Raw genomic sequence first — 26,041 nt, forward strand, 5'->3', positions numbered from 1 at the left:
AAGGTCGAGGCGGGAGCGTTTCCAGCGCTGCCGACGCGCGTCCTCCGCCGTCGCGGCGGTACTCGTGTCCGTCGGGCTGCGCGCGGCCGGCCTGGCTCCCGGCGGCAGCCGGTTTGGGTGGCATGGCGGCCTTCCCCGGCCGCTGTGCCACCCACGCCGACTCTCATCACTCACCCGCTCACGACCGACGGGTCGCCCGACCGGGACCGGCCGCCGTCGCGTGCACGGGTGTCAGACGCCGGTGACGCCGTTCGAGTAGGACTTCATGTAGTACGTGGCGAAGCCGTTCTGGACCGGGTCGCCGGCCTTGTCGATGGCGTGCAGGATGCCCCCGCCACCGGCTCCGTTGAGGCAGACCGTCATGAGGTCGGTGAAGACGACGCCGGGCGTGTCGGGGACCTCGTAGGCGCAGTCGGTGTAGATGTCCGCGTTGAGGTTGAAGAAGCAGTAGCTGCCCAGGCCCCAGGCGTGGTGGTCGCGTACGCGGTCGCCGACCTTGTAGGCGGCGTAGCCGAGGGTGGAGCCGTGGCGCCAGGCGGTCTGGGTGGGCACGTCGTAGGGGTGCTCGTTCTGGAAGAAGTAGGTGCGGCCGTGCTCGCCCTGCCAGAGCACCTCGTACTTCTGGTAGTGCTCGACGAACAGCCCGTACGCGGTGACGTGGTCGCCGTTGACCACGATGCCGGTGTCGGCGGGGTTGACCGTCCAGCCCACGGTGTTGTCGAGGCCGTGGTCGGCGCGCCAGAGCCAGAGGTGGTCGAGGACCACGTCGTTGCTGTCGATCTGGACGCTGACGCCGGCGCCGCCGGGCAGCGCGCCGCCGATCCGGGCGACGATGTCGAACAGCACGGTCGGGTCGGTTCTGTGCCGACGCCTGCTGCATCCGTGGCCGACGCGAAGCATGACCGGGGTGTGATGGGAGGCCGCCTCGAAGAGCAGGCCGGCGAGGGTGACGCCGGGGACGTCGGCGACCTCGATCACGGTGTTGCCGTGCGTGGAGCGCAGGGTGGTCAGGCCGAGACCGAGGACCACGGTGCCGGGCCTGTTCACGCGCAGCGGTGCGGAGATGTCGTAGATGCCCGGGGTGAACAGGAGGTGCTTGCCGGCCGACAAGGCCCGGTTGATCTGTGCGGCGGAATCGCCCGGCCTGGCCACATGGAAGTGCGACAGCGGGATGTTGTGTCCCTTGGCCGGTCCCTTCGCCCAGGTCGTGCCGGTGCTGTCGGTGCGCAGCGCGGGTACGAACACCTGGTAGGAGCCGTGGCGGTCCACGGTGAGGAAGGGCTTCTCCCGGATCACCGGGGTGCGGTCGACGGTGGTGTGCGGCGGGGTGGGGAAGGACTGCGCCGGGGAGCCTTGGGTGCCGACGAACACCATGTTCCAGTTGGCGCCGTTCCAGCTGCCGAAGGTGTCGTTGCGCGAGAGCCACTGCTGCTGGGAGCCGGACTCGACCTGTCCGTCCACCACGCTGTCGGCGAGGAAGCCGCCGCTGGACCACCGGTTGCCGGGCGGGCTCGGCCACAGGGTCATGTCGCCCTTGATGTGGACGCGGCGCATCGGCGCGGCCTGGGCGACCGCCCAGCGCTCCAGTCCGTCCGGCGGCACGATGGTCAGGTTCTCCGCGGCGCGCCAGAAGTTCTGGGTGCCGTTGCCGTCGAACCACTGCGCGTCGACGGTGACATGACCGTTGATCACCACGTCGGACGGGCTCGCGCCCAGGCCCAGGACGTGGGTGTAGAAGCCGACGTTGATGTCGACGGTGTAGGTGCCCGGCAGGAAGGCCAGAGCGAAGCGCTCGTCGCCGAACTGGTTGGACTCCTGGACGGCGAACACGGCGTCGACCTTGGCCTGAATCGACGCGTCGCTCATGGACGGATCGAAGACCAGGACGTTCGGGCCGAGCGCGGTGGAGCTGTGGCCGGGCCGGTGCGAGTCGGCGGCCGACGCGAACGCCTGTCCCGAGCTGATACCGCTGATGAGCGGCACCGACGCAGCGGCCGCCCCGCGCAGCACACCACGACGAGAGGGAATCATGGACACGGCTCTCCCTGCATAGGGTGAATGGACGGGACCGTCAACCGGCCCCCGATCTCTGAGAGCGCTCTCAGCCACGAAGTGAATCACCGTGTCTGGGGATGGTCAATGCGCCTGCGGCAAAAGGGATTTGAGCGCTCATCAGGGGTTGTGCGTGCCCGTGTGAGCCCCTGAGGGCGGCAGGAGTGCTCTCGCGTCCGCGCTGACGCAACCGACGGACTGCGCGGCGGGCGCATCGCGGCCGGGGTCCGGGACCTGGGCCTGGGGGCGCGCCGGTGTTGCGGCGCTGTCGAGCGGACGTGCGCGTTCGGCGAGCTTCTGCGCGCACCCGTCGCGCACAGGCTGGAAGGTGGCCCGCTCCAAGGCGGAGCTACACGGCTAGGACCGGGTCCTGGTTCCCACCGTCGACGGGCAATGGACGGTCCTCCGGATGCGGGATCTGCGGGAGGCTGGGTCGAGCAGCCTCCCGTCGCGGGGCAGGCGCGGATCCGTTCCATCGCCTCCTGGTGTGCCGGGCATGTGAATACCGTGCAGGAGGGCGCAGGACGTCGTGGGGGATCGGGGTATGGGGACTGTAGATGAGGTGGTGGGCGCCCAGCCGGGTCGGGCCCCGGATCAGGATGCGCCCACCACTCTGGCCGAGCAGCACCTGGATCGGTGCTCCGGGCTCCGTACTCTTGTCGACCTCGCAGGTCAGCCCTCGGAAGGACGAGGGGCGCGCAGGTGCGCCCGTTCCTTCAGCTCCTCCTCGTCGACCAGCCTGAGCATCGGCTGACCCGGCGCGCACACCATGGTCACCACGAACCTGGTCGGTGCGTCCGACAGAGCGTTGCCGTCCTGGTAGTGGATCACGTCGCCGCCTGGCTCCCAGAACGTCCCGCCGGCCTCGACCACCCGCTCCGGCTCACCCTCGAGCTCGAACCGGACAGCGCCGCCCATCACATAGCCGAACGCCGGGCCCGAGTGGCGATGCGGAGGGAGACCGGGGTGACCGGGCGGCCAATCGACGAGGATCGTCATCGCCGAACCGCCTTCGGGAAAGAAGGGCGGAGTGACCTCCTGGAGCAACTTCACTTCGGGCGGCAGGGAAATCTCGTGGGTGCTTTCGTGCTCAGGGTTCTTCGCTGACATGTTTCACACCTCCGTAGGCCCCGAAGTCCCAGCTCGGACACCGGCCGCAAGGCAGCGCTTCAGGGCTTCGTGGCCGCGGTCCTGTTCAGCTGGCGGAGGCGAGGCCGGCGCCCGCGGCAGGGTGTCGATCTCGGAGAGCGGGGTTGTGGTCGACGGTGGAGACTCACGCGTAGCCGATGCGCGTGTGTCGGAATCTATCGTCCGGGGCATTCATCGACGTTGATTTCCGACGCGAGTTGCCGACACTGCCCACCCGCGGTTCGTGAACCGGGTCGTCCCGGTCGGGACCGTACTGGAAGGCGCCCGCGTCCTGGCCGCCGAGACGCTGGTGGCATCGCCCACCTCTTTCCGTGCCTCCTTCCAGGTCATGGCGGAGACGGAAGGTATCCCGGACACCGTGGAACCCATCGACGGGATGACCGCTTTCGCCCGGAAGCGCCGACCTCGGTGGAGCAGCGCCGACAGGAACCGACCTGCCCTTCTCGACCGGCGGACCGCCGCGCCGACGACCGGCGCCCATGTGCCCTCGCGGACAGGGCGGATATTGCCTGGTGCGGCACTAGCCGGAGGCGTGGTCCTGGGGTCTCGGCGTGCCGGGCGCGAATTCGGTCCGGTTCCAGAGACGGAGTTTGTCGGGGTTGAGGACGACCCAGATGTGGACCACGTGAGGGCCCGCGATGTCGAGGCTGATCACGGCTGCGACATGGTTCTCGTAGCGCACGACGAGCCCTGTCCGCCCGTTGACGGAGTGAGGGACCATCGTCGTGTGCGGGTGCCCGGCGAGCAGGGTGAGCAGACTGCGGGCGACCTGCACACGGCCGTCGACCGGTCGGGTCGGGCTTCGCACCTTCCCGCCGCCGTCGAAGAGGGCGGTGACGTCGGCCGCCAGCAGGGACGCCAGCCGGCCGCTGTCCTCGTCGGCGCACGCTTCACCGAACGCGCGGACCACGAGGTCGTGCTGGCGGGCCGTTGTCGTCCGGGCTCGTCGGACGCTCAGGCTGTGCCGGGCACGCTCGGTGAGTTCGGCGCACTCCCGTTCGGGCTGGCCCACGACGTCGGCGACCGCTTGGGGTGCCCTACCGAACATGTCGTTGAGGGCGAAGGCTGTCCGCTCGCCCGGGGACAGGGCTTCCAGCGCGTCGAGGAGGACCTGGCTCATCGCCTCCTCGAAGGAGTTGTCGTTATCGGCCTGATCCATCCCGATTCCTCCCTCGTAACGAGAGGTCCGGTGACCGAGACCGCGATCGCTCGGTCACCGATGAGCCGGTCTTGGGTGGTGCCTTCTTTCGGGTCCGAGGAGCCGCCACTTCCGCATCGGCGCTCCTGACAAGCTGACCGTACAGGCGGCGATCGTGTGACACCTCACTCACCGTGCTGGTGATACCTCACTCACCATGCTGGTGACACCTCCGCCGGGCACGCTCACCGCAGGGGAGGAACGGCGAGGCGGTTACGCCGGAGACGACCCGTCCGTGCCACAGCAGTCTGTGACTGCTGTGGCACGGACAGGTGCCGAGGGTGGTCGACCCTCTGGCGACAGACCTGGGACGGCACAAGGCCGACAGGCTCCGCCGCGCGCCTGTGCGCGCAGGCTCAGCCGAACATGCCGACCTGGTAGTCACCGGCCGGCTGGCGGTTGATGACGTTGATGCGGTTGTAGGCGTTGATCAGTGCGATCAGCGAGATCAGTGCGGCCAGTTCGTCCGCGTCGTAGAACTTGGCGGCGCTGGCCCACGCCTCGTCCGTCACACCGGTCGAGCCGTCCGCGATGCGCGTGCCCTGCTCCGCCAGCTCCAGCGCGGCGCGCTCGGCATCGGTGAAGACGGTGGCCTCGCGCCATGCGGCCACCAGGTTCAGGCGCTGCTGCGTCTCTCCGGCTGCCACGGCCTCCTTGGTGTGCATGTCGGTGCAGAAGCCGCAGCCGTTGATCTGGCTGGCGCGGATCTTGACCAGTTCCTGGGTGGCGGTCGGCAGGGCCGGATCGATCACCTTGGCGGCCGAGTTCAGATGCCTCATGACCTTTCCCGCGAGGCCGTTGCCGAAGTAGTCGATGCGTGCGTCCATGATGGAATCTCCTCACACGGTGAACGGGGTTACGGCCTATTGACCGAGCACCCTGACGGTTTGTGACACGAGGCCACCGTCCTTGCGGCTGCCGGGAGGGTCTTCCTTTCTGTGCGCTTGCTGCGCCATGAGGAAGGGGCCTGCCGTCCGCGGTGCGGACGGCAGGCCCAGGTGCGGGTGAGGGCCGTCACTCGACGGTCACCGCTGCCGAGCGAGCCAGTCGGCGAAACGGGTCTCCGCGATGTGGGCGTCCGGGCCGGGCAGCAGGGTGTCCTCCTGCAACTCCGCACCGAAGTAGCGGGAGTGCACGTCCGTCACCACCTCACGGGGGTCGTTCTTCGCGGCCAGGCCCTTACGGATCACTTCGTCCAGTGGGAACGTGTCCGGGCCTGCCACCTCCACCACACCGTTGACCGGTGCGCCGACGGCTGTACGTTGCGCTGTTTGCTGCCTGGTCAGGGATGCGCACGGGTTATTCGACGAGCTTTCCGTCGGTCGACACGTCTTCCATCAGGGAGGCGATCTCGTCCGGGATCTCGGAGATGCTTTCCCTCGTGATGCCGGTCCGGGGGGACCACACGAGGTTGACCCGCAGCTCGGGGTCCATGTCCGGGTGGTCGCTGCGGTTGTGGCACCCGCGGGTCTCCCGGCGTTCCAGGGCCGCTTCCAAGGTGGCTCTGGCGGCCAGGGCGGCCGACTTCAGGTCGAAGGCGTGCGCGAGGTCCTGGAAACCGGCGATGTCGGGGTGCACTCCGACATCGCCCATCCGTTTCTCGATCGTCTCCAGTGCCGCCAGCCCGGTGCGCAGACCCTCCTCGTCGCGAACGACACCGGCGTATTCGGTCATGATGTTGCGGATGGCGCGTTGCAGGGCGCGCACGTTCTCGGGCCCGTCCGCGGCGAGCAGGTCGTCGACCTCCGCTCGAGCCTCGGCGACCGCGGCGGACGAGCGCGGCTGCGCGGTCAGCGACTCGGAGTAGGCGGCTGCCGCCTGTCCTGTGATGCGGCCGTAGACCAGCAGCTCGATGAGGCTGTTGCCGCCCAGCCGGTTGGCGCCGTGCAGGCCGCTGGCCGCCTCCCCGATGGCGTACAGGCCGCGTACGTCCGTGCTGTGGTCCTCCGGTCGCACCCATACTCCACCCATGGAGTAGTGCGCCGTGGGAGCGACCTCGATCGGTTCCCGGGTGATGTCCAGCATCTGAAGGTCGAGCAGGGTCTGATACACCCGGGGGAGCCGCTGCATGATCGTCTGCCGGGGGAGGTGCGACACGTCCAGCCACACTCCGCCGTTCGCCGTGCCGCGGCCCTCCTTGATCTCCGTGTAGGAGGCCAGGGCGACCCGGTCCCGGGTGGACAGTTCCATGCGCGCCGGGTCGTAGCGGCTCATGTACCTCTCGCCCAGGACGTTGCGCAGGACGCCGCCTTCGCCGCGGGCGGCCTCGCTGACCAGCGTGCCCGCGGCGTTCTCGGGCTCGATGATTCCCGACGGGTGGAACTGGACGAGCTCGGGGTCACGCAGCCGGGCTCCGGCCTCCACGGCCAGCCGGAAGGAGTCGCCCGTGTTCTCGTCCCGGCGGGACGAGGTGCGTCGCCAGATCCGTGTGTGGCCGCCGGCGGCGAGGATGACGGCGTCGGCGTGGACGAGGTAGCGCGTGCCGTTGGCCAGGTCGAAGCCATAGGCGCCGAAAACGGCGCCGTCATCGGTCAGGAGGCGGGTGATGTAGACGCTGTCGAGCACGGGTATGGCCAGCTGGCTCGCGCGCCGGACGAGCGTCCGCTGGATCTCCAGGCCGGTGTAGTCGCCGGCGAAGGCGGTGCGGCGGAACTTGTGGGCGCCGAAGAAACGCTGGGAGATGCGGCCGTCCGCTTCCCGGGCGAAAGCCATCCCATAGCGCTCCAGGTCGTCGATGCCGAGTGCGGCGCCCCGGGTGACGATCTCCGCGGTGCGGGGGTCACCGAGCAGATAGCTCTCCTTGAGGGTGTCGGCCGCGTGCTGCTGCCAACTGTCCCCGGCGTCCATCGTGGCCAGCGCGGCGTTGATCCCGCCGGCGGCGAGCGACGTGTGGGTGTCCTCCTTGGGGCGCTTGCCCACGGCGATCACGTCGACGCCGGCTTCTGCCAGTTCGATCGCGGCACGCAGGCCTGAACCGCCGGTACCGATCACCAGCACCACGGTGGAAAGACGTTGTTCGGTGGCAACCACGACTGCTCCGATCACTTGGGTGGGTCACCAGACACGACCGGAGCGGGCGCCGGATTGTGACAGCGGTACGCGACGACGAGTCCGGCACGTGGGTGGCTTCGCAGCCTGGTGCACGCGCGCTCAGGTGAGCGGGATCCGCGAAACGGCAGGTGAGGAGGGATGGGCACGACGAGTGCCACGTTGTGCCGGTACGGGTTCACACGGGCCCAGCCGTCGACTCGTACCTGCCCGGATGTGCGTAGCATGGCTGACGGACAGGCCAGAAGGGACGATTCCGATGTGCGCTGGCGCCCCATCCGACACTGACGACCGAGCGACTCGGGATTTCCTCGCGGCACGTCCGCAACTCTTCGGCATCGCCTATCGCGTACTCGGCAGCAGTACGGAGGCCGAGGACGTCGTGCAGGATGCCTGGCTGCGCTGGCAGAACACCGATCGCACGACGGTCCGTGAGCCCGCCGCGTTCCTGACTGCGGTCGCCACCCGCCTGGCGATCAATGTCGCGCAGTCCGCGCGGGTGCGCCGCGAGTCCTACGTCGGGCCCTGGCTTCCCGAGCCCGTGGACACCAGCCACGACCCCCAGCTGGGTGCCGAGCGCGCCGAGGCCGTCGAAATGGCGGTGCTGCTGCTTCTGGAGAAGCTGAACCCGGTCGAGCGTGCCGCCTATGTGCTGCGCGAGGCTTTCGACTACCCCTACTCGCGCATCGCCGACATCCTGGAGACCAGCGACGCCAACGGCCGTCAGTTGGTGAGCCGGGCTCGGCGGCATCTTGCCGCCGAGCGCAAGGAGAGCGTCAGTCCGACCGCGCACCGACGTCTGCTGGAGGTCTTCCTCTCCGCGGCGCGCACGGGTGACATGGCGGTTCTGGAGGACGTCCTGACGGCCGACGTCGTCAGCTACGCGGACGGTGGCGGCATCCGCGGCGCGTCCAAGATCCCGGTCGTCGGCCGCACGCACGTCTCCCGCTACCTCGCGGCCTTCGCGCCCCGCTTCTGGCCGCAGGCGGATGTCCGCTGGGTGGAGGCCAACGGGCAACCGGCCGTGCTGGTCGAATCCGGTGGGGAAGAGGTCGCCCTGCTGTGCCTCGACGTCTCCTCGCAGGGCATCGAGCGGATCATGTGGGTGATGAACCCGGCCAAGCTCGCACCCTACGTCGCGTCGCTGACGGCCGCTTGACCCTCCTGGTGAACACCATCACCTCGGCATCCGATCCGGCCCATTTCCTCAGGGCGCCGACCGAGACACCGGTCGGCCGCCCTCCGGCCGGTGCAGTCAGTCATGTCCCCGACCGTGGCGGCGCGGCCACCCCCACAAGCGGACCGATCCCCGCCCGGAAGAGTGCGCCACTTCACTGCCGGAGCGTCACCGGCCCCGGACTTCCAGCGGCCGGAGAACCACACAACCGCCGCTCCAGCCATCCACGCTGACTTTCCATCGCGTACCCGAACGCCGGGTGTTCCGATGCAGTCTCTCTCGCTTCTGTCACATCCGCCGCGGGTGCCCGGTCAGACATACGCAAGCGTCCAGTACGACCGAGCCAAGCATGGAGACCGCAGTGGAACCCCGTCTGAACTACTTCACCCACCCCCTCGCCGGCAAGATCCTCAAGCACATCAACTCCGCCGCCAAGGCGGCATCCGACGCCGGGGTACCGCACCTGACGCAGGAACTGGTGAAGACCCGCGCGAGCCAGATCAACGGCTGCGGGTTCTGCACCGACATGCACACCAAGGACGCCGCCGCCGCGGGCGAGAGCGCGCAGCGCCTCAACCTGATCGCGACATGGCGGGAAGCGACGGTCTTCACCGACGCCGAACGTGCCGCCCTCGAACTCACCGAGCAGGGCACCCGGATCGCCGACGCCGCCGGCGGCGTCCCTGACGACGTCTGGGCGAACGTCACCAAGTACTACGACGAGGAACAGCTGGTATCACTGATCTCTCTCATCGCGATCATCAACGCCTACAACCGCATCAACGTCATCAACCAGCAGCCGGCCGGTGGCTACGAGCCCGGAATGTTCGGCTAGACCGGGTCGGCCCGCCGGGAGGGGGCACCCCCTCCCCGCGGGCCGACGCCAGCCTGGACATGCCCGCAGAGCCGGTCGGTCCTACGTGCCGTGGCACGCGGCGCGGCCCGCCTATGGCAACTGCCCGCCGACATCGAGGACACCCTGGCGCCGTCGTCAGCGAGCCGGCGACCAACGCCGTGATCCACAGCGGAAGCGAAGACCTGGCCCACAGAAAGGGAAACCAGATGTCCTACCCGTACCCGGAGCAGAAGTACTGGGCTGAAGACGGCGAGGTCAGCGCGATCTTCCGCCCGGCGGCCACGCCGCCGAACCTGGGTGAGAGCGGCACCGGAGACAACGCCACCCACTACCTGGCGACCACCGCGACAACGCGGGGTGAATTCGGGCTGTACCGAGTGGAGATGAAGCCGAGAGCGGGCGGCCCGAAGACGCATTTCCACCGGCGGATCTCGGAGTCGTTCTACATCCTGGACGGCACAGTGCGTCTGTTCGACGGCGCGCAGTGGGTCGACGCACGCAAGGGCGACTTCCTGCACGTGCCGCAGGGCGGCCTGCACGCCTTCCGTAACGACTCCGACGCTCCGGCCGACATGCTCCTGCTGTTCACCCCTGGTGCCCCGCGCGAGGAGTACTTCGAGCAGGTGTCACACCTGGCGGATGCCTCGGAGGAGGAACGCGCCGCGTTCTTCGACAAGCACGACTCGTATTTCGTCGAATAGGGACCGCGGCGAAAGGGCCCCGCGCAAGGTCGCGGGGTCCTCGGGCGTGTCAGAGGTCTTATGCAAGTCGGTTCGTGGGCTTGTTCCGCTTCGAGGGGCACCATCGGTGTGATGGCCGGACCGCCAGAGTGGTTTTGAGCTCGGCGGGAGTGCGGTGGACACCAACGCTCGCCGAGCGGTTCAGGACACCACGGGAGCCGCGTCCGTGACCTCGCTCAGTCGGACCGTGCACAGCCCGCGGGACTCGTTCCTCACCTCCGTCACCTTGAGTTGGGTGCCCGGCGTGAGGATGTATTCCTCCTCGCCCGTGAAGGCGGAGAAGCTCTTGATCCCGACCGCGCGGGCCGGTGTCACCTCGAAGAGGGTCCGCTTGCCTCGACTGCCCAGGAACGCCCTGGCCACCTGCAACTCGGAGGTACACGAGGAGACGCCCCACCAGGTCACCGTCCGGCCTACCGGGTACTGCGCCCGAAGGTCCAGCGACACTCCGCGCCACAGCGGCTGCGTGTAGGCCGGAAGCTCCGAGACCGCCGAGAACAGCAGCCGCAGGTACGGCAGGTAGGGCGTGACGCTGGTGCGGTCGGGGGAGCGCAGGACGCTGTTGATCTCGCGGTAGAAGGCCGACTCACAGGTGTAGAGGTAAAGCGCGGCGATCGCATCGGCGGACAGGCCGCCGCCGACCGCCTGGTCTGCACGCCGCTTGCCGAAGTCGTGCGAGCGCCGGATGTGCCCGGCGAGCCCGGACAGTACCGCGGAGGCCGGGGCGACGGCGTTCTGGAAGTCCATCAGCGGAGTGTCGAAAACACCGGTGATCGCGGGCAGGACCAGACCCTCGTCCTTGACGCTGGTGAGGCGCTCCAGGTACAGCTGGTGCAGGTTCATGGTCGACTCGATGAAAGCGCCCATGCGCGCCGCAACACCGCCGTCCGCACCGCCCGCGCCGGCCGCCGTCTCGTTCCACCCCTTGCTCGGCAGCCAGTCGATGCCATCGGCGCCCAGCGAGGCCAGGGCGTCGTTGACCTGGGTGAAGTGGTCGCCCTCGCAGAAGATGTCGCCCTGCGCCGCCGGGTTCGCGTGGTCGAGGTGGCGGACCTCGACGTCCGGGTACTTCTGCTGGAGCCGCAGGACGACCCGCTTCAGGCTGCGGGCGTGCGCCCCCCACCACGCGAACACGACCCCGCGGTCCTCCTCGGCCGCGTCCTGCTTGGCCTTGAGGATCTCCTCGACGATCCGCTCGGCGACCGGCCGCCAGAACGCCGTGTGCTGGTCGGCGCCCATCGCCCCGTCGCCGCTCGCGGTCAGCGACGCGTTCAGCAGCAGCACGCCCTGCGTCAGCATCGCCTGGAACCACTCCGGAGGCTGGACCGTGTCCCGCTCCTTCAGCAGCTTCCGCACGTCGGCGATCGGGGTCTTCTTGGCGATGCCGTACTTCCACATCGCCGCCGCCTTGATGAGGCACCTGATGCTGACGACCCGGCCGAACTGGCTGTCCTTCCAGTCGCTGAAGGTGTTGTCGAACATGGCTATGCCGGTGGCGCTCTCCGGCCGCGGATACGGGTTCTGGCCGAAGACCACGACCTTCCACTTGTGCGGCGGGTTCGGCTTGAGCGCCTGGAACGTCAGCTCGCGGACCGGGACCACCTCGTGGCTGCGGCCCTTGCCGATGAACCGCGCGGCGTCCGGCTGCGCCTCGATGACCGGCTTCAGCAGCGGGAGCCAGGCCTCCCCGCCGCCGTCGAAGAGTTCGGTCAGGGCGAGGGGGTCGTTCACATCGGGCTGGGGCTGCGACGGCTGGCCCGCAGCCGGGACGTCGGTCGTCGGTCCGGTCACAGCGGAGCCGCTTTCGCTCGCCGTGGCAGAAGGAGAGGAGGCAGCGGCAGTGACAGTCTCCGGCTCCGGCGTCGGCGCGGGGGTGGCGGGCGTGACGGCCGTCGGCGGCACGATACGCACCCGCTGATCGATGGGCGCGTTCTCGATCCCGTGCAGCTGAGAGATGATCGTGGCGCGCAGCTCGTCGTCGTCCTCGAACCAGTGATCGTGAAAGAGCGTGTAGCCGGTCCACATCAGATTGGCGCACACCCGGGCCGGCACCTGGCCGGTCTGTGCCCCCAACCCGACCAGCGCCACGGACCGGATGCTGCCCGGCTTCTTCCGGTTCTGCCGGTGTACGGCCTGGAAAGCGGCCGCGCACGCCAGCGCCACGTTCATCGTGGCGCTCACGTTCTCCGAGGAGCGCACCATGGTCGGCGTCGATATCAGGTACCGGGGGACGGTCGCGCCGGACGGGACGCAGACCGCGCTGCCCACCGGCATAGGTCCGGCGAACCGGTCACGGATAGCCCGCTGGACACGTACCTGGATGCCGGACCCCAGGTATCGCTTGATGACGGCGTCGACCCCGCCGTCCATCCGGCCCCGGGAGTTCGTGGGGGTGACCCAGGCGTCGACGTCCTCGTCGAGGATCGAGCCCTTGCGGATCTCGATACCGGGGGTGTCGGCGAACGCGGCGCGCCACGCCTCCACCACACGCTCGTTGACGTCGGTCAGCACCACCCTGAGCGTGGGCAGCACATTGCTCTCGGTCATCGTCCACTCCTGTCGTGCAACAGCGGTTCCAAGACCTCGAACGTATCTCCCGCCACTGACAACGCGGCTCCGACAAGGGGCCGGTGACCTGCCGTCAGGCTCCAGTGCGCCCGCAACGTGACGGTGATCTGCGCCGACGAGCCGGGGCTGGTGATCCCACGGATCTGCCCGCCCTCCTGGGGGGGTGACGGCTACCTCCGGCCTCGGGCAGTCAGCCGGTGAGCAGTTGCGTCCCGATCACGGAAAGGAGCGCCAGACGGTCGGCGTCTTCGGTCCCGGGCTGGGCTGTGTAGACCATGATGCGCAGGTCGCTGCCGACGGCGCTGAGGACGTCGCAGTCCAGGGTCAGTGCGCCGACCTGGGGATGGTCGATGGTCTTGCGGCCGGCTTCGTGCTCGCCGACGGCGCCTGATTCCCACAGGTCGCCGAAGTGGTCGCTGCGGCGGCGCAGTTCGGCGATGAGGGACTGTAGGTTCGCATCGTGGGGGTAGCGGCCGGAGGTGCGGCGCAGGTCGGCCACGAGCGCTGCCCGCAGCGCGCCCATGGATTCGGGAGTGTGGCGTACCCGGCTGTCACGGTCGAGGAAGTTGCGCCGGACCCCGTTGAGGTCATCGCCGTGACATTCCCCCATGAGCGCCGTGTAGAGCGGGTTGGCGAGCAACTGGTTCCACGCGGCGTCGAAGACGGCGACGGGCGTGCCGGTCAGACGGTCCAGCACACGGTGGACACCGGGGGTGATGTGCCGCGGCACCGTGCCGGGCCCCGGTGGGGCGAGGCCGGCCAGCCGGAAGAGATGGGCTCGTTCGCCCTGGGTGAGTCGCAGGGCGCGGGCCAGGGCCTCGACGATCTGAGGCGAGGGCTTGGTGGCGCGTCCCTGTTCCAGCCGGACGATGTAGTCGGCGGAGACGCCGGCCAGCTGGGACAGCTCCTCACGGCGCAGCCCGGCGGCGCGCCTGCGTCCGCCCGTCGACAGGCCGACGGCCTGGGGCGAGACGCGATCGCGCCAGTGGCGCAGGGCCACGCCGAGTTCTGTGGTCGCCATGCCCTCGATTGTGGCAAGAGAGGCGTTTATCTGTCCTGGTACTGCCGTTCCCATGAAAACGGTTCTACTTCCTAATCATCCGTTTCCTGCCGACCGTGGTGGCATGACAGAACCACCAACGAAGGAACGGCAGGGTTCCCCCGAACACCCGGGCCCGGCGCCCCCGCCTGCCTGAACGGCCTCGGCCCGGTGCTCCACCAGCGGCACCACGGCACGGCCGGTGAGGTGGCCACTGTCTGCGACAACGTCTGCCTGTGCGTACACACCCATGGCGACGCCCTCACGCCCAGAGCACCTTGATCCACGAGAAGGACACCCTCGACCCGGTTCCGGCGGGCACCACCTCGCCGACGACCGGCCCGAGGCCGTCGCCGAGCAGCACCGCTCCGCACATACCGACCCCCGAAAGGAACACCACTCATGAACAAGCTCGCCCTGGTCACCGGCGCCACCTCCGGCATCGGCAAGGCATTCGCCGAACGGTTCGCCGCGGACGGCCACGACCTGATCATCGTCGGCCGCAACAAGGACCGCCTCGATGAGTTTGCTGCCACCCATCCCGGCGTGAAGGTCCGCACCGTCGCCGCCGACCTGTCCACCGACCTCGGCGTCGACACCGTGGCCGAGATCTGCGCCGACGAGCCACTGACCACGCTCGTCAACAACGCCGGTGTCGCCCACTACATGCCGCTCAGCGAGCTGCCCGCCGACAAGGCCCGCGAACTCGTCCACGTCAAGGTCGTCGCCCCCACCTTGCTCACCCGCGCCGCTGTCGGCGGTATGCAGGAACGCGCCCACGGAAAGATCATCAACGTGGCCGGGATGATCGCGTTCAGCGGCCCCGCCGACAAGTCCGTCAAGCCCTGCCGCGCCGTCTACGCCGGCTCCCTGGCGCACCTCGTCGCCATGTCCCAGACCCTGAGCGCCGAGCTGGAGGACACCGGCGTCCAGGTCCAGGTGCTGTGTCCCGGCGTCGTCGCCACCGAATTCCACACGCGTCAGGGCCTCGACCTGAGTGCCCTGCCTCGCATGTCCGCCGAGGACGTCGTCACCGCCAGCCTGCGCGGCCTCGAGCTCGGCGAGGTCGTCTGCGCCCCCGGCGTCGAGGACGTCAGCCTCCTCGACGCCGTCTTCCAGGCCGACCTCGCCGCCTTCGGCGGACAGAGCCCCGACCTTGCCTCCCGCTACCGATCCAAGTGAACCAGCCTCATCGCGCGGCCCTGGCCTGCTCGTCACGCTCGGCCACCCGCGCCGCGGCTGCCGGTCGCTCTGCGGGCCGGGGCGGAGTCGGCGTTCGAGCCGACCGGCGACGGGTGGCGCCGTCACCCTTGCAGTTCGAGGGCGCAGAGCAACCCACGGTCACGTTGAGCCACGCAACGGGCGGACGGTCAGGTGTTGTCGGGCGTACGGGTGATGGCCAGCAGCGCCATGTCGTCGGTTCGCCGTCCGCCGGTGTGTCGGTGCACATCGGCCACCAGGGCGTCGAGGAGGGTGTCCGGACAGGTGTACCGGGATGGGGCGAATCTGTCGACGGGGTCGTAGAAGACGCCCTTCTCGTCACGGGCTTCCGTCAGTCCGTCCGTGTAGAGCAGCAGAGTCGCGCCTTCCGGGAAAGCCAACGTATCGACTGACAACGGACCGGACGCCAGGGCGCCCATGCCCAGGGCGAGTGCCGGCTGACTCGGCTCGAGGTAGCGCACAGCGTCGGGCAGGAACAGCACGGGTGCCGGGTGGCCTCGATTGATCAGTCGGACTTGCCCTTCGTTTCGGGGAAACTCCGCCACCACACCCGTGATGAACCCCTCGAGTTCGGTCTCGCTGCCCGGCTGCTGGGTCTCCAGAGCGGCAGACCGCTCCAGCCGCTTCACCAGGTCGGTCAGGCTGGGCTCTTGCAGGGCTGCTTCGCGGAACGTACCGAGGCCGGCCGCGACCGCCCTGACCGCGCCCAGTCCCTTGCCCCGCACGTCGCCGATCATGCAGCGCACGCCGAACGGGGTGTCCACGACGGCGTAGAGGTCCCCGCCGATCTGTGCGTCCCTCTGCGCGGCCTCGTAGCGCGCGGCGAACCGTAGCGAACCGCTCGCCTTCGGTGGATCGGGCAGCACGGCGCTCTGGACGGCTACGGCGATGTCGCGCGCGGAGCTCAGCTGGACCTGAAGGTGATACAGGAGGCGATTGAGGAAGATCGCGATCACCGACACTGTCACGACCATGGCCAGCTCGCTGCCCTCGGGCGGACTTCTGTGGTAGCCGAAGTGTACGAACATGACCAGGTCGATGAGGAGTGCGCACACCCCGGTGATGATCGTTCCGCGCAGGGAGAGCAGAGGCGCGGCCATCAGGATCGCGGCCGCGTAGAGGGCCGCAGCGCTGACATCCGCCGGGGTGACGAGGTCGATCACCGCAGCCAGGAAGAGCAGGGTGGCCGGCAGCAGGCGCCTTCGCTTTCCCAGCCACAGCCATACCCCTGGCCTCGCCACCCGCCACTCCAGACGCCGACCGAATCCCCCTATCAATCAGGTTAAGGTCCACTGCACCGAGCCGCCGCCGCACCCATCTCGGCCTCACTCGTCACGAGGTGCCCCGAATGGCGCACCCTCTGGGGCATGCTCCCGGCGACCTTGTGCGCCTCCCGTAGCGAGCCGGAAGTGCCTTCTGCGCCCGGTCCAGGGCCTCGCTCACTTCAGTGTCTGTGAGTGTGGCCGGTCGGAGGCCTGTCCCCGTCGGTCTTCTGCACCGTCAGGGCGACGGCTTCTTGCCGCTGTTGCTCAGTTGTGGCCACGTGTCGTACCGGGGACGGACCACAACCATGGAAACAGGTCGCCGCCGACACGAAGAATGTGCATGTCACACGGCTGGCCCCCTGTTGTGGCGCGGACGGTCCCGCGCGTCGAGCGTGGATCGGGCAGGGCAACGACGCCCGGCCGACCTCACAGAACGGATCCTCATGCCCGTCGACGTGCACGATCACGCGATATCCCACAAGTCCACCGTCCCCGCGAACGAGGGCAAGCAGGTCGACCTCTTCGTGCGCGAGCGCGACGGCACCCCGCTCGGCCACCTCGACGAGCGTACGGCCGTCCTGATGCTCCACGGCCGGAGCGTTCCGGTGCTTCCCGGCTTTGACCTCGAGTACAAGACGTACAACTGGGCCGATGCGCTGGCGAAGGCCGGCTACGACGTCTTCATGATGGACCTCCAGGGCTCGGGGCTGTCGCCGCGCCCGGAGATGGAGAAACCTCGCAACGTCAACCCCGCCCAGCAGAACCTTCTGAAGCCGAGGCCGCCGGGTTTCACGCCAGGCCCCCCGTACTACCCGTTCCAGCTGACCAACTCGAACAGCGACCGGGACGAACTGAACACCGTCGTGGAGTGGATCATTCGCGAGCGCGGGGTGAAGAAGGTCGCCTTCATCGGCTGGTCGGCGGCCGCGTTCACGATGGGGCCGTACGCGGTCAAGAACCCCGACAAGGTGTCGAGCCTGTTCCTGCTGGCGCCGATCTTCCCGCCCGACGGCACGTCGAGTGCCCCCGCCCCGCTGCCGCGGCCCGGCTTCCCGATGTTCGTGAGCACGAAGTCGGGAACCTGGAACGGGTGGGGCAACGAGGCGCTCTGCGCGGGCCAGCGCGAACTCGCGATGCGGGACGTGGTGTGGGACGCGATCATGCAGAGCGATCCGGTCGGCAGCACGTGGGGGCCGGAAGGCGAAGGGCTCAACCGCATCAGAAACTTCGTCCGATGGGGCTGGAACAAGACCACCGCAGCCCAGGGCGGCGTGCTCGGCGGCAGCGTGCCGGTCCTCATCGTGTACGGGGAGCACGACAAGCAGGTCATCACGTCCAGTGAAGATCCGGAACTCAACTTCTCGGTCACCGAGCTTTACAACGCCATCGCGGGCGACCACAAGCTGATGGTCAAGCTGGCCTGCGCCGGGCATTCGGTGGTGTGGGAGATGCAGCACAAGAACGTCCACAACCTCTCGAAGCACTGGCTCAAGCAACTGAAGGTCGACGGCAAGTCCCAGGGCATCTTCGACATGGACACCAACGGCACCCTCAGCCCGGCTCCGTAGGACAGCCGAGCCCCCGGCCGTGAACGGTCGGAGCTCCAGGGGCCGAACACCAGCGACTGTCTGATATCCGCAGACGCCAGGAGACCCGCATCCTCCGACCTCGGCGGCGGGTGATCGGGTGTTCTTCGGGCGACAGACGTGTCCGTCCGGCGCGCCAGATACGCGCCGGGCGGACGCCGGGACACGAAGCCTGTAGATGAGCCCTCACAGCCCCAGGATGTTGGTGCAGACGTCGCGACCGCAGTGAGGTTGGCCGTTGAGGAGGCCGCTTGCCGCCATGCGGCCCGGCTCCTTCAAGTTCTGCGACAGGGTCGTGGCGCTTCCGGGCGAGAGGGTGACCGTCTCGGTCAGCGACTCAGGGACCGTGACTCGGGGCGACTTCCAGGCCGTCGACCGCTCTACCCAGCAGGTGCTCGGCACTGTCATCGGCGTACTGCCGTCATTCGGCCATGCCGTCATCTGGAGGAACGACACGGACCACTCGGTGATCGTGGACCTGCTGGCCAGCGCGGACGACGAAGGCAGGATCGACGGGCGACTGGTCGCGGGAGGCTGACCGCCCGACCCCACTCGGAGGTCCGAGCGCGCTCCGGCGACGCCTGCGGCCGGGCTGTCACCGAGGGCATCGCGACTGCTGAGTGGCCGATTCGTGAGACGGCCTTAGGGTAGCGGCCGTGACTGAGACCACCGGCATTGCTCTCGCGGACATGGATCTCCTTCTCGACGAGACCCGAGCCTCGGTCGCGCGCGTCTGCGTCGGTCTCGGCTCGTTGACCGACCTTCAGGCTCGCGAGCCGTCGGGGCTGCCCGGCTGGAGCCGCGGCCACGTCATCACCCACCTCGCCCGCAGCGCCGACGCCTACCGGTGGCTGCTGACACTGGCCCGCAGCGGCACGGAGTCCGGCCCACGGGCAGACGCCGCCGCCCTGGACCGTGCGCTGCGCGAGGGCGCCGAGCGCTCCGCCGGTGAACTCGTCGCCGACCTGCGCGCCAGCCTCGACCGACTGCTCGACGAGACACAAGCCGTGCCGGCCGAATGCTGGTTCATCCTGGTCACCGCGCTCGCAGGGTGGCGGCACCCCGCCTGGTTCACGCTCCAGCGCTGCCGGCGTGAACTCGAGACGCACCACGTCGACCTGGACTTGGGCTACACCACAGCCGACTGGCCTTCCGGCTACGTCACATGGGCGCTCGACGACACCATCGCCACGCTCACCGCACGCGACTTCCCGGTTGCCCGCGTCCAGGCCACCGACCTCGATCGCGCCTGGACCCTGGCCCCGTCCGGCGCCACCGTCACCGGCCCGGGCCACGCCATCCTCGCCTGGCTCGCCGGACGCGGCCCGGACACCGGGCTCCGATCGGACGTGCCGCTACCGACTCCGCCCAGGTGGCCGCTCCCGCCGACGCCGGGCTGGGCCTGAGCCCGACCGGCCGGAGCCGGCACACCGCGGCGCCTTCGCCGGTCGAGCTCACACTTGAGGCGGTCGACGATCGGCGTCCAGGCGGCGCAGACCGTGCTCTCCTCGGCGCTCTTGCGGCTGTACGGGCTGCCCCTGCGCGGGAATCGCCCGCGCGACGCGAACTCGGTTGAGCGAACGGTGCAGCAGCCGGGTCCCGTCTGGGCCCCGCATCGCGCCGTCGGTCTCCAGGTGCCGTCCGGTCGGCAACCCGAACGCGGCACTCCTCGTCACGCCGACGGTGCCCGGGACCGCGCGTGATGCAGCCGCCTGGTCGGGAATGCGGCAGTGCTTGCCCGAGCTGTCACGAGGGGAACCGCTCCGGACGGAAGTCTGCAAGGAGTTCATCTCTCGTCCCGCTGAGGATCTCCGAAGCCAGCAGTCGGCCGATGACCGGCCCGAGCGTGATGCCACTGTGGGAAACCGCCTCGTAGTAGCCCGGCACGGACGGCACCGCTCCCACCGAGGGGAATCCGTCGGCAGGGATGGGCCGGTCGACGATTCGTGTCTGCGCGATGCGGGAGTTGCCGAGCTCGGGCACGACGTGCCGTGCCGATTCGTGGAGCAGCCGTCCGAGGTGGTCCGGATGTTCGCCGGTGTCGATGAGTGCGTCGGTCTCGCGGCTGTGGAGGACCACCGAAGCATCCCCGTCCGGACGGATCTCGATGTGCGGCGCGTGCATGGGCCGGTGAACGGGGACTTGAGCACAGTCGAGCCGGGTGACCACGCCAGGTTCCCGACGCATCGGCAAGCGTCGTGCGACGAGGCCGGCGACGTGGGAGGCACCAGGACCTGCTGCATTCACGACGGCATCGACGTCGACAAGGCTCCCATCGGACAGAGCAACCGTCCGGATACTCCCGTCGGCACCGGTGCCGACGCCACAGACTGCGATGTCGGACCGGAGCTCGGCGCCGGATGCGACGGCCTGGCCGACCAGACGGCTGACGAGATGGCGTCCGTGCACCCAGGCTTCGTCGGGGTAGAACACGACGGGAACGTCGTCGGACACCGAGAGGGCAGGTTCGAGGCGGCTGCGGACCTCGGCTCCCGTGCACATCTCGACCCGGTAGTTCCAGTCGGCTACGAGCTGGGCTGTTTCCAGGACCTTCGCTTCCGCTGCGGGATCGTCTGCCCAGCGCAGGTGGCCGCTGGGATACCACCACGAGTCCGGGCCGATGGTCCTGGCAAGTTCACAGTGGGCTGCCATGCCCGCCACGTTCAGGTCGAAGTAGGACCTGCGCGCGGTCTTGTTGCTGGCGTTCACCCACGAAAAAGACCAGTTCGTGACGCCTTCGCCTGGCTGGCCTGCGTCGATGAAGACCACCTCGGCGCCATGCCGGGCCAGGTTCCAGCCCACACTCGCTCCGACGACGCCCACTCCGATGACAGCAACACGGCCGGGCCGCTTCACGGATCCGCTCCTCACGAACGCCTCCTTCCCAGATCATGATGCCGACCGGCTCGCGTACGGCCGGGCGATGGCTCGCACCATCGTCCTGCCCACGACCCCGGGCCAAGCAGACGTCCTCGAACTCGCTGTCGCGCAACTCCGTCCCTGCGGCGGTGCTCCGGCACGCAGCCGTTGCCGGGCCGACCCCGTACTCGGCGCCCTCCGCTGAGGTCGGGCATCCGACCACGAACGGCGCCGGGCGACGCGATGGCGGGGGAGCGATACGGCGGCGTGCCGCCCGTTCACGGTGTGGGTCGGCGGCCGGGCTGCTCTTACGCGCTGCCGTCGGCCGACCCGGTTCAGGAGCGGCCGCGCACGCCGAGTGCCGCGTCGATGGCGGCCAGATGGCGGGCGATCGGTCCGAAGGAGACCAGGCCGCTGCCCGCCCCGGCGTACTCGGCCTCGGCGGTGGCGAGTTCCGCCCGGGCACGGCTCAGGATGGGCAGATGACCCACGGACGCGGCCGCGCGGGCGAGTACACACCACAGGGCCTCCTGGAGGAGGTCGTGCGGGGGCCGGGGAACGTCCGTCAGTGCCTGGCGGGCCTGCTCGGTGGCGCCGGAGGCGGCCAGCAGCAGGGGGTCGAGCCAGGGCCGGTAGGGGCCGGGGTCGAGGTGGGCGAAGTCGTCGGGTTCGGGCAGGGCGTCACCGCGCATGACCGGAATCAGCGCGACGAGGGCGGCGGCGCCCTGGGTGAGACCGGGCATCGCGCAGTCGGTGCTCTCCCGCAGGAGCTGTGCGTAGAGGGGGCGGGCGGCGGGCCAGCCGTCGGCTTCGCAGGTGCGCAGGGCCCGGTACCAGGCGGTGAACACGTGGGCGAGGGGCCGTTCGCTGCGGCGCGCGACCCGGTCGATCTCCTCGGCCTGGGTGTCCGCCTCCGGGAAGTCGCCGAGACCGGCGAGCGCCTGGACGCGGATGATGCGGCCCAGGACTTCGTGTCCGGGCAGTTGGTGCTCGACGGCCAGTCCGGTCAGTTCACCGCCGAGGGCGTCCCGGCGGGAGGCCGACCCGCAGTCGGCGAACGACTGCATGAAGGCGCCGTTCAGGGCGAACGCCAGGAGGGCGGGGTCGCCCAGGCGCCGGGCGAGCCGGACGGCCTCCTCGGCGGCGCGTTCGGCGCGCCCCCGCCATGGCTCGGTGTCGGGGTCATGGGCCGCGCGGGGGAGCGGGGCGTCGGCGGCGGCATCGCCCCGGGACTCGACCGCCACGACGGACAGCAGCCGGGCGCGCAGCGCGGCCGGGCCGCCGGGGCCGAGCCGGGCGGCGGCCCGGGCGGCGGCACGTGACAGCTCTGCGGCGCCGTCGGGATCGTCGGCACGTGTCCACACCGCGGGGACGTCGTAGGAGCCGATGATCCGGGCGGCCAGCTCCGTGTCACCGGTCGCCTCTGCCGCGCCGACCAGGTCCCGCCGGTGCCGGTGCGCCTCCTCCAGACCGTCGGGGCCGGTCACCGCGAGGTCGCGCAGCAGGCCGGCGGTGGCGTGCAGCCGCGCCCTGGACCGGGCGGGCACCGAGCGGTCCCACGACGCCGTCGCCCGGCCCCAGAGGCTGTCGGCCGTCCCGGCCGGTTCGGCCGCGAAGTCCGCCCTGCCGCTGAGAATGCGCGCCCGGGTCCGCGCCAGGGCGCCGCCACCGCCGAGGTCGGCAAGGGCGTCGCGGGCCTGATCCAGCGCCTCCAGGGCCTCGCCGCGCCGCCCGGCACGGTCGAGCGCGGTGGCGAGCAGCACCCACCCGTCCTCCCGGCCGGGATGGACGGTGACATGAGCCCGCAGATCGGCGACCGCGTCACGGGCGGCGCCGGTCGCCACCAGGGCGTCGGCACGCCGCTCGACCGCGTCCAGACGCAACGCCTCCAACCTGGTCCGATCGGCGGCGGCCCACGCGACGGCGGGGAAATCGGCCAGCACCGGCCCCCGCCAGCAGGCGAGCGCCTCGTCCCACAGGGCGACAGCCGCGTGGGGCGGCGCTGCGACGGCCCGCGCCAGGAGGTCTTCGAACCGCCAGGCGTCCACCGTCTCGCGGCCGGCCCGCAAGGCGTAGCCGGGGCCGTCCGTGACCAGCAGGCGGGACGGCCGACGGGGAGGGCGACCGGGTTCCAGGGCGCGGCGCAGCGCCGCCACAAAGGTGCGGACCGCGCCCACCGAACCGGCCGGAGGCTCGTCCGGCCACAGGTCGGCCACGAGCCGGCCGACCGGCACCACCCGGCCCCGGGCGACCAGCAGCCGTCCGAGCACTTCGCGGTGGCGGGGCGCACCGAGGGAAATCGGGGTGCCGTCGGCGTCCCAGGCGGCCACCACTCCCAGCAGTCCGAACTCCACACCCACCGCATGTTCCTTCCGCGGGCCACGCCGTCCCCGGCGGGTGCCGCGCGTCCACTCATCGATCGCTGATCCGGGGCCCCCAACCTGGGTGACGCCCCCGGACGCCCCGGACCACCGAGGTCGGAGGCCCGAGGCGTCCACTCTGCCACGTACGACAGGAGTCCCCGTGACCATCCCGAGCATCCCCGGATTCACCGAGCACCGCGTGCGCGTCGACGACGGCGTCACCCTGAACGCAGCCGTCGGCGGCGCGGGCGCCCCGGTCGTGCTGCTGCACGGCTTTCCGCAGACCCACCTGATCTGGCGGCACGTCGCCGCCGACCTCGCCACCGACCACACCGTCCTCTGCCCGGACCTGCGCGGCTACGGCGCCAGCGACAAGCCCGCCGAATCCGGCCCCGACGTCTACTCCAAGCGGACCATGGCCCGGGACGTCGTACGCCTCGCCGCCGAACTGGGCCACGACCGCTTCACCCTCGCCGGCCACGACCGCGGCGCCCTGGTCGCCTTCCGCGCCGCGATGGACCACCCGGACACCGTCTCCCGCGCCCTCTTCCTCGACGTCCTGCCCACCCTCGACATGTGGGACGCCCTGCACGGCGTCTCCGCCGCGGTCGGCTTCCACCTCTACCTGATGGCCCAGGCCCCCGGCCTGCCCGAGGAGATGATCCAGGCGGCCGCCGACCCCTTCTTCGCCCACTTCCTCGACGCCTGGACCAAGAACCCGGACGCGATCCCCGCCGACGTCCGTGCCCACTACCTCGCCGCGTCCGCGGCGGCCGTGCCCTCCATCGTCGCGGACTACCGTGCGTCGGCCGGCATCGACGTGGACCATGACACCTTCGACAAGGAGGCGGGCAACCGGCTGGCCATGCCGGTGACCGTCCTCCAGCAGGACTGGGGCGCCGCGCTCGGCTACCACGCCCAGGGCCTGTGGAGCGCCTGGACCGACGACCTGGAGCACCGCACGGTGTCCTGCGGCCACTTCATGGCCGAGGAGGATCCCGGGCTGATCGCCGAGGAGATCCGGGCACTCGCCGTGCGTTGATCGAGCCCCGCCGATGTGCGTCTCCCTCCCGACACCGGGAACTCGGGAGGGACGAGGCTGCTGCGGTACTGCTGGGCCGCAACAGGAAGGCGGACGTCGCGTGCGGCCCGGTTTCGCGGCGTCGTCCTCGCCTTGCGAGACCCGGGCGGAAGTTCGAAGCTGATAACGAGGCCTGCCTACCGACCACATGGCGACCACATGGACCGAGCGCAGACGGCTGCGGGGCTCGGCCACCGCGGCCCGTGCAGGGAGCGGGTTCCAATGAGGCTTGTCGTCGATCTCAACCGGTGCCAGGGGTTCGCCCAGTGCGTCTTCCTCGCCCCGGACGTCTTCGCCCTCCACGGCGAAGAGGCACTGCTGTTCTCCCCTCGCTTCGACGAAGCACAGCGTGACCGCGTGGAGAAGGCCGCCGCAGCCTGCCCGGTCCAGGCCATCCTCGTCGACTACTCCGACGAAGCGACGAAGCGGGTGGAGCCCCATGTCCGCTGACACGGACGTCGAGGTCCTGCGGCGCCAGGGCCGCATCGTCGTGGTCGGTGCCTCGCTGGCCGGTCTGCGCGCGGCGGAGACCTTGCGCGAGCAGGGCTTCGCCGGATCACTGACCATGATCGGCGACGAGCCGTACGAACCCTACGACCGGCCGCCGCTGTCCAAGCAGGCGCTGCTCGGACGGGCACGACCCGAGGACACCGCGCTTCCGCGGCGACGCGACATCGACGCCGAATGGCGTCTGGGCGTCGCCGCCGAGAGCCTGGACCGGGACACCAGGCAAGTGCGCCTGACGAACGGCGACACCGTCCCCTACGACCGCCTGCTGATCACCACCGGCACCAGAGCGCGGCCCTGGTTCCACCCGGAAGAGGCCGCACTGGACGGGGTGTTCGTGCTGCGTACCCGCGACGACTCCGCGCGCCTGCACCGCAAGCTGACCGGGGGAGTGTCCCGGGTGCTGGTGATCGGCGCCGGTTTCACGGGCTCGGAAGTCGCCTCCGCCTGCCGGGAGTTGGGGCTTGAGGTCACGGTCGCCGAACGTGGGCCCGCACCGCTGGTGGGCGCGCTCGGCGGAGTGATCGGCGCGGTCGCGGACCGACTGCAACGCAAGCACGGAGTCGACCTGCGCTGCGGAATCAGCGTCACCGCCCTCGAGGGCGACGACATGGGACGACTCAAGCGTGCCCATCTGTCCGACGGTTCGGCGATCGAGGTGGAAGTGGCGGTCGTCTCCCTCGGGGCCATGCGGAACACCGAATGGCTCGCCGGCTCGGGGGTGGCCGCAGGACCCCGGGGCATCGCGTGCGACGCAGGATGCCGCGTGTTCGACGTCAACGGCATCGTCACCGACGACATCTACGCCGCCGGTGACGTCGCCCGCAGCCCTCACCCGTTGTTCGACTACCAGTTCCTGGCACTGGAGCACTGGGGCAACGCGGTCGAACAGGCCGAGATCGCCGCCCACAACATGATCTGCGCGGGCCCGGACCGCCGTCCGCACCTGTGGCTGCCGATGTTCTGGTCCACCCAGTTCGGTGTCAACATCAAGTCGGTGGGTGTTCCCCCGCTGGGCGACCAACTGGTCGTCGCTCAAGGAGCCCTCGACGAGGCGCGGTTCGTCGCGGTGTACGGGTACCGCGGCCGCGTCATCGCCGCAGCGTCCTTCGACCGAGCCAAGTGGCTGGGTTTCTACGGACAGCAGATCGCGTCAGGCGCGCCCTTCCCGCCGGAGTACCGCGCGGTCGACCGCCGGACCGAGACACTGCACCCGATCGACCCGGCCTTCCCCGACCCGCATCTGCCCACCCACGGGCCCACCGTCACGCTCACGGGCCACTCACCGAGCGAGCGGCGTGTCACCTTCGTACCGTCGCATGCCTGACCACC

General features: G+C 69.9%; 21 protein-coding genes and 1 pseudogene. 10 read left to right on the plus strand and 12 right to left on the minus strand.

From position 1 onward, the window contains the following. Nucleotides 1–231: 231 nt before the first annotated feature. From FNH09_RS07185 to FNH09_RS07210, 6 genes and pseudogenes are all read right to left on the minus strand, one after another. A complete protein-coding gene (locus FNH09_RS07185; protein ID WP_152885919.1) occupies nucleotides 232–2,031 on the minus strand; it encodes an adenylyl cyclase in 1,800 nt (599 codons plus the stop codon). Between the two features lie 693 nt (nucleotides 2,032–2,724). Beyond that, nucleotides 2,725–3,162, minus strand: a complete 438-nt coding sequence (locus FNH09_RS07190; protein WP_152885920.1) for a cupin domain-containing protein — start codon at nucleotides 3,160–3,162, stop codon at nucleotides 2,725–2,727. Between the two features lie 559 nt (nucleotides 3,163–3,721). Beyond that, nucleotides 3,722–4,360 (minus strand): sigma-70 family RNA polymerase sigma factor family protein, encoded by a 639-nt coding sequence (locus FNH09_RS07195; RefSeq protein ID WP_152885921.1) that lies wholly within the window; start codon nucleotides 4,358–4,360, stop codon nucleotides 3,722–3,724. Nucleotides 4,361–4,755: 395 nt separating this feature from the next. Then, the gene (locus tag FNH09_RS07200; RefSeq protein ID WP_152885922.1) at nucleotides 4,756–5,226 is read right to left on the minus strand and encodes a carboxymuconolactone decarboxylase family protein; all 471 of its coding nucleotides are present in this window, start codon (nucleotides 5,224–5,226) and stop codon (nucleotides 4,756–4,758) included. 198 nt (nucleotides 5,227–5,424) lie between these two features. Further along, nucleotides 5,425–5,664 (minus strand): annotated as a pseudogene (locus tag FNH09_RS07205) (NmrA family transcriptional regulator); the annotation flags it as partial. Nucleotides 5,665–5,698: 34 nt separating this feature from the next. Further along, complete coding sequence (locus FNH09_RS07210) at nucleotides 5,699–7,429, minus strand: L-aspartate oxidase (RefSeq protein ID WP_338017499.1); 1,731 nt, start codon at nucleotides 7,427–7,429, stop codon at nucleotides 5,699–5,701. A gap of 277 nt (nucleotides 7,430–7,706) precedes the next feature. Between FNH09_RS07210 and FNH09_RS07215 the strand changes: the two genes are divergently transcribed. From FNH09_RS07215 to FNH09_RS07225, 3 genes are all read left to right on the plus strand, one after another. Further along, entirely contained in the window at nucleotides 7,707–8,606 is a 900-nt protein-coding gene (locus tag FNH09_RS07215) for an RNA polymerase sigma-70 factor (RefSeq protein WP_152885923.1), read from the plus strand. Between the two features lie 379 nt (nucleotides 8,607–8,985). Further along, nucleotides 8,986–9,459, plus strand: a complete 474-nt coding sequence (locus FNH09_RS07220; protein WP_162468228.1) for a carboxymuconolactone decarboxylase family protein — start codon at nucleotides 8,986–8,988, stop codon at nucleotides 9,457–9,459. A 227-nt stretch (nucleotides 9,460–9,686) separates the two neighbouring features. Next, nucleotides 9,687–10,181, plus strand: a complete 495-nt coding sequence (locus FNH09_RS07225) for a cupin domain-containing protein (protein ID WP_152885925.1) — start codon at nucleotides 9,687–9,689, stop codon at nucleotides 10,179–10,181. Nucleotides 10,182–10,361: 180 nt separating this feature from the next. Here the strand turns inward: FNH09_RS07225 and FNH09_RS07230 are convergent, their stop codons facing one another. The 3 genes from FNH09_RS07230 to FNH09_RS46635 form a co-directional block, all read right to left on the minus strand. Beyond that, nucleotides 10,362–12,767, minus strand: a complete 2,406-nt coding sequence (locus FNH09_RS07230) for an ADP-ribosyltransferase domain-containing protein (protein ID WP_238426508.1) — start codon at nucleotides 12,765–12,767, stop codon at nucleotides 10,362–10,364. A 211-nt stretch (nucleotides 12,768–12,978) separates the two neighbouring features. After that, on the minus strand, nucleotides 12,979–13,809 hold the full coding sequence (locus FNH09_RS07240; RefSeq protein WP_152885926.1) for a helix-turn-helix transcriptional regulator: 831 nt from the start codon (nucleotides 13,807–13,809) through the stop codon (nucleotides 12,979–12,981). Between the two features lie 280 nt (nucleotides 13,810–14,089). Beyond that, nucleotides 14,090–14,227, minus strand: a complete 138-nt coding sequence (locus FNH09_RS46635; RefSeq protein ID WP_156110806.1) for a hypothetical protein — start codon at nucleotides 14,225–14,227, stop codon at nucleotides 14,090–14,092. 2 nt (nucleotides 14,228–14,229) lie between these two features. Here FNH09_RS46635 and FNH09_RS07245 point away from each other — a divergent pair, with 2 nt between their 5' ends. Then, nucleotides 14,230–15,009 (plus strand): SDR family NAD(P)-dependent oxidoreductase, encoded by a 780-nt coding sequence (locus tag FNH09_RS07245; protein WP_152885927.1) that lies wholly within the window; start codon nucleotides 14,230–14,232, stop codon nucleotides 15,007–15,009. Between the two features lie 188 nt (nucleotides 15,010–15,197). Here the strand turns inward: FNH09_RS07245 and FNH09_RS07250 are convergent, their stop codons facing one another. Continuing rightward, complete coding sequence (locus tag FNH09_RS07250; protein ID WP_338017500.1) at nucleotides 15,198–16,211, minus strand: PP2C family protein-serine/threonine phosphatase; 1,014 nt, start codon at nucleotides 16,209–16,211, stop codon at nucleotides 15,198–15,200. A 626-nt stretch (nucleotides 16,212–16,837) separates the two neighbouring features. On the opposite strand from FNH09_RS07250, the gene FNH09_RS07255 reads away from it, so the two are divergent. The 3 genes from FNH09_RS07255 to FNH09_RS07265 all read left to right on the plus strand — a co-directional run bounded on the left by FNH09_RS07255 (nucleotide 16,838) and on the right by FNH09_RS07265 (nucleotide 19,305). Then, nucleotides 16,838–17,881: an alpha/beta fold hydrolase gene (locus FNH09_RS07255; RefSeq protein ID WP_162468230.1), complete on the plus strand. Its 1,044-nt coding sequence runs from the start codon at nucleotides 16,838–16,840 to the stop codon at nucleotides 17,879–17,881. Nucleotides 17,882–18,137: 256 nt separating this feature from the next. Then, nucleotides 18,138–18,437, plus strand: coding sequence for a hypothetical protein (locus FNH09_RS07260; RefSeq protein WP_152885929.1), 300 nt, complete (start codon nucleotides 18,138–18,140; stop codon nucleotides 18,435–18,437). A 118-nt stretch (nucleotides 18,438–18,555) separates the two neighbouring features. Continuing rightward, a complete protein-coding gene (locus FNH09_RS07265) occupies nucleotides 18,556–19,305 on the plus strand; it encodes a maleylpyruvate isomerase family mycothiol-dependent enzyme (RefSeq protein ID WP_338017501.1) in 750 nt (249 codons plus the stop codon). A 340-nt stretch (nucleotides 19,306–19,645) separates the two neighbouring features. Here the strand turns inward: FNH09_RS07265 and FNH09_RS07270 are convergent, their stop codons facing one another. Together FNH09_RS07270 and FNH09_RS07275 are read right to left on the minus strand one after the other, a co-directional pair. Next, nucleotides 19,646–20,755: an NAD(P)/FAD-dependent oxidoreductase gene (locus tag FNH09_RS07270; RefSeq protein ID WP_338017502.1), complete on the minus strand. Its 1,110-nt coding sequence runs from the start codon at nucleotides 20,753–20,755 to the stop codon at nucleotides 19,646–19,648. A 338-nt stretch (nucleotides 20,756–21,093) separates the two neighbouring features. Continuing rightward, nucleotides 21,094–23,118: a BTAD domain-containing putative transcriptional regulator gene (locus FNH09_RS07275; RefSeq protein ID WP_162468222.1), complete on the minus strand. Its 2,025-nt coding sequence runs from the start codon at nucleotides 23,116–23,118 to the stop codon at nucleotides 21,094–21,096. A 163-nt stretch (nucleotides 23,119–23,281) separates the two neighbouring features. On the opposite strand from FNH09_RS07275, the gene FNH09_RS07280 reads away from it, so the two are divergent. The 3 genes from FNH09_RS07280 (at nucleotide 23,282) to FNH09_RS07290 (ending at nucleotide 26,036) form a co-directional block, all read left to right on the plus strand. After that, nucleotides 23,282–24,163 carry an alpha/beta fold hydrolase gene (locus FNH09_RS07280; RefSeq protein WP_162468223.1) on the plus strand — a complete coding sequence of 294 codons (882 nt, stop codon included), beginning with the start codon at nucleotides 23,282–23,284 and terminating at the stop codon, nucleotides 24,161–24,163. 261 nt (nucleotides 24,164–24,424) lie between these two features. Continuing rightward, nucleotides 24,425–24,652 carry a ferredoxin gene (locus tag FNH09_RS07285; protein ID WP_152885931.1) on the plus strand — a complete coding sequence of 76 codons (228 nt, stop codon included), beginning with the start codon at nucleotides 24,425–24,427 and terminating at the stop codon, nucleotides 24,650–24,652. Continuing rightward, nucleotides 24,642–26,036, plus strand: coding sequence for an NAD(P)/FAD-dependent oxidoreductase (locus FNH09_RS07290; RefSeq protein WP_152885932.1), 1,395 nt, complete (start codon nucleotides 24,642–24,644; stop codon nucleotides 26,034–26,036). The genes FNH09_RS07285 and FNH09_RS07290 overlap by 11 nt, the downstream gene beginning before the upstream one ends. Nucleotides 26,037–26,041 lie beyond the last annotated feature (5 nt).

This window comes from Streptomyces adustus (genome assembly GCF_009377175.1).
Taxonomy (GTDB): Bacteria; Actinomycetota; Actinomycetes; order Streptomycetales; family Streptomycetaceae; genus Streptomyces; species Streptomyces adustus.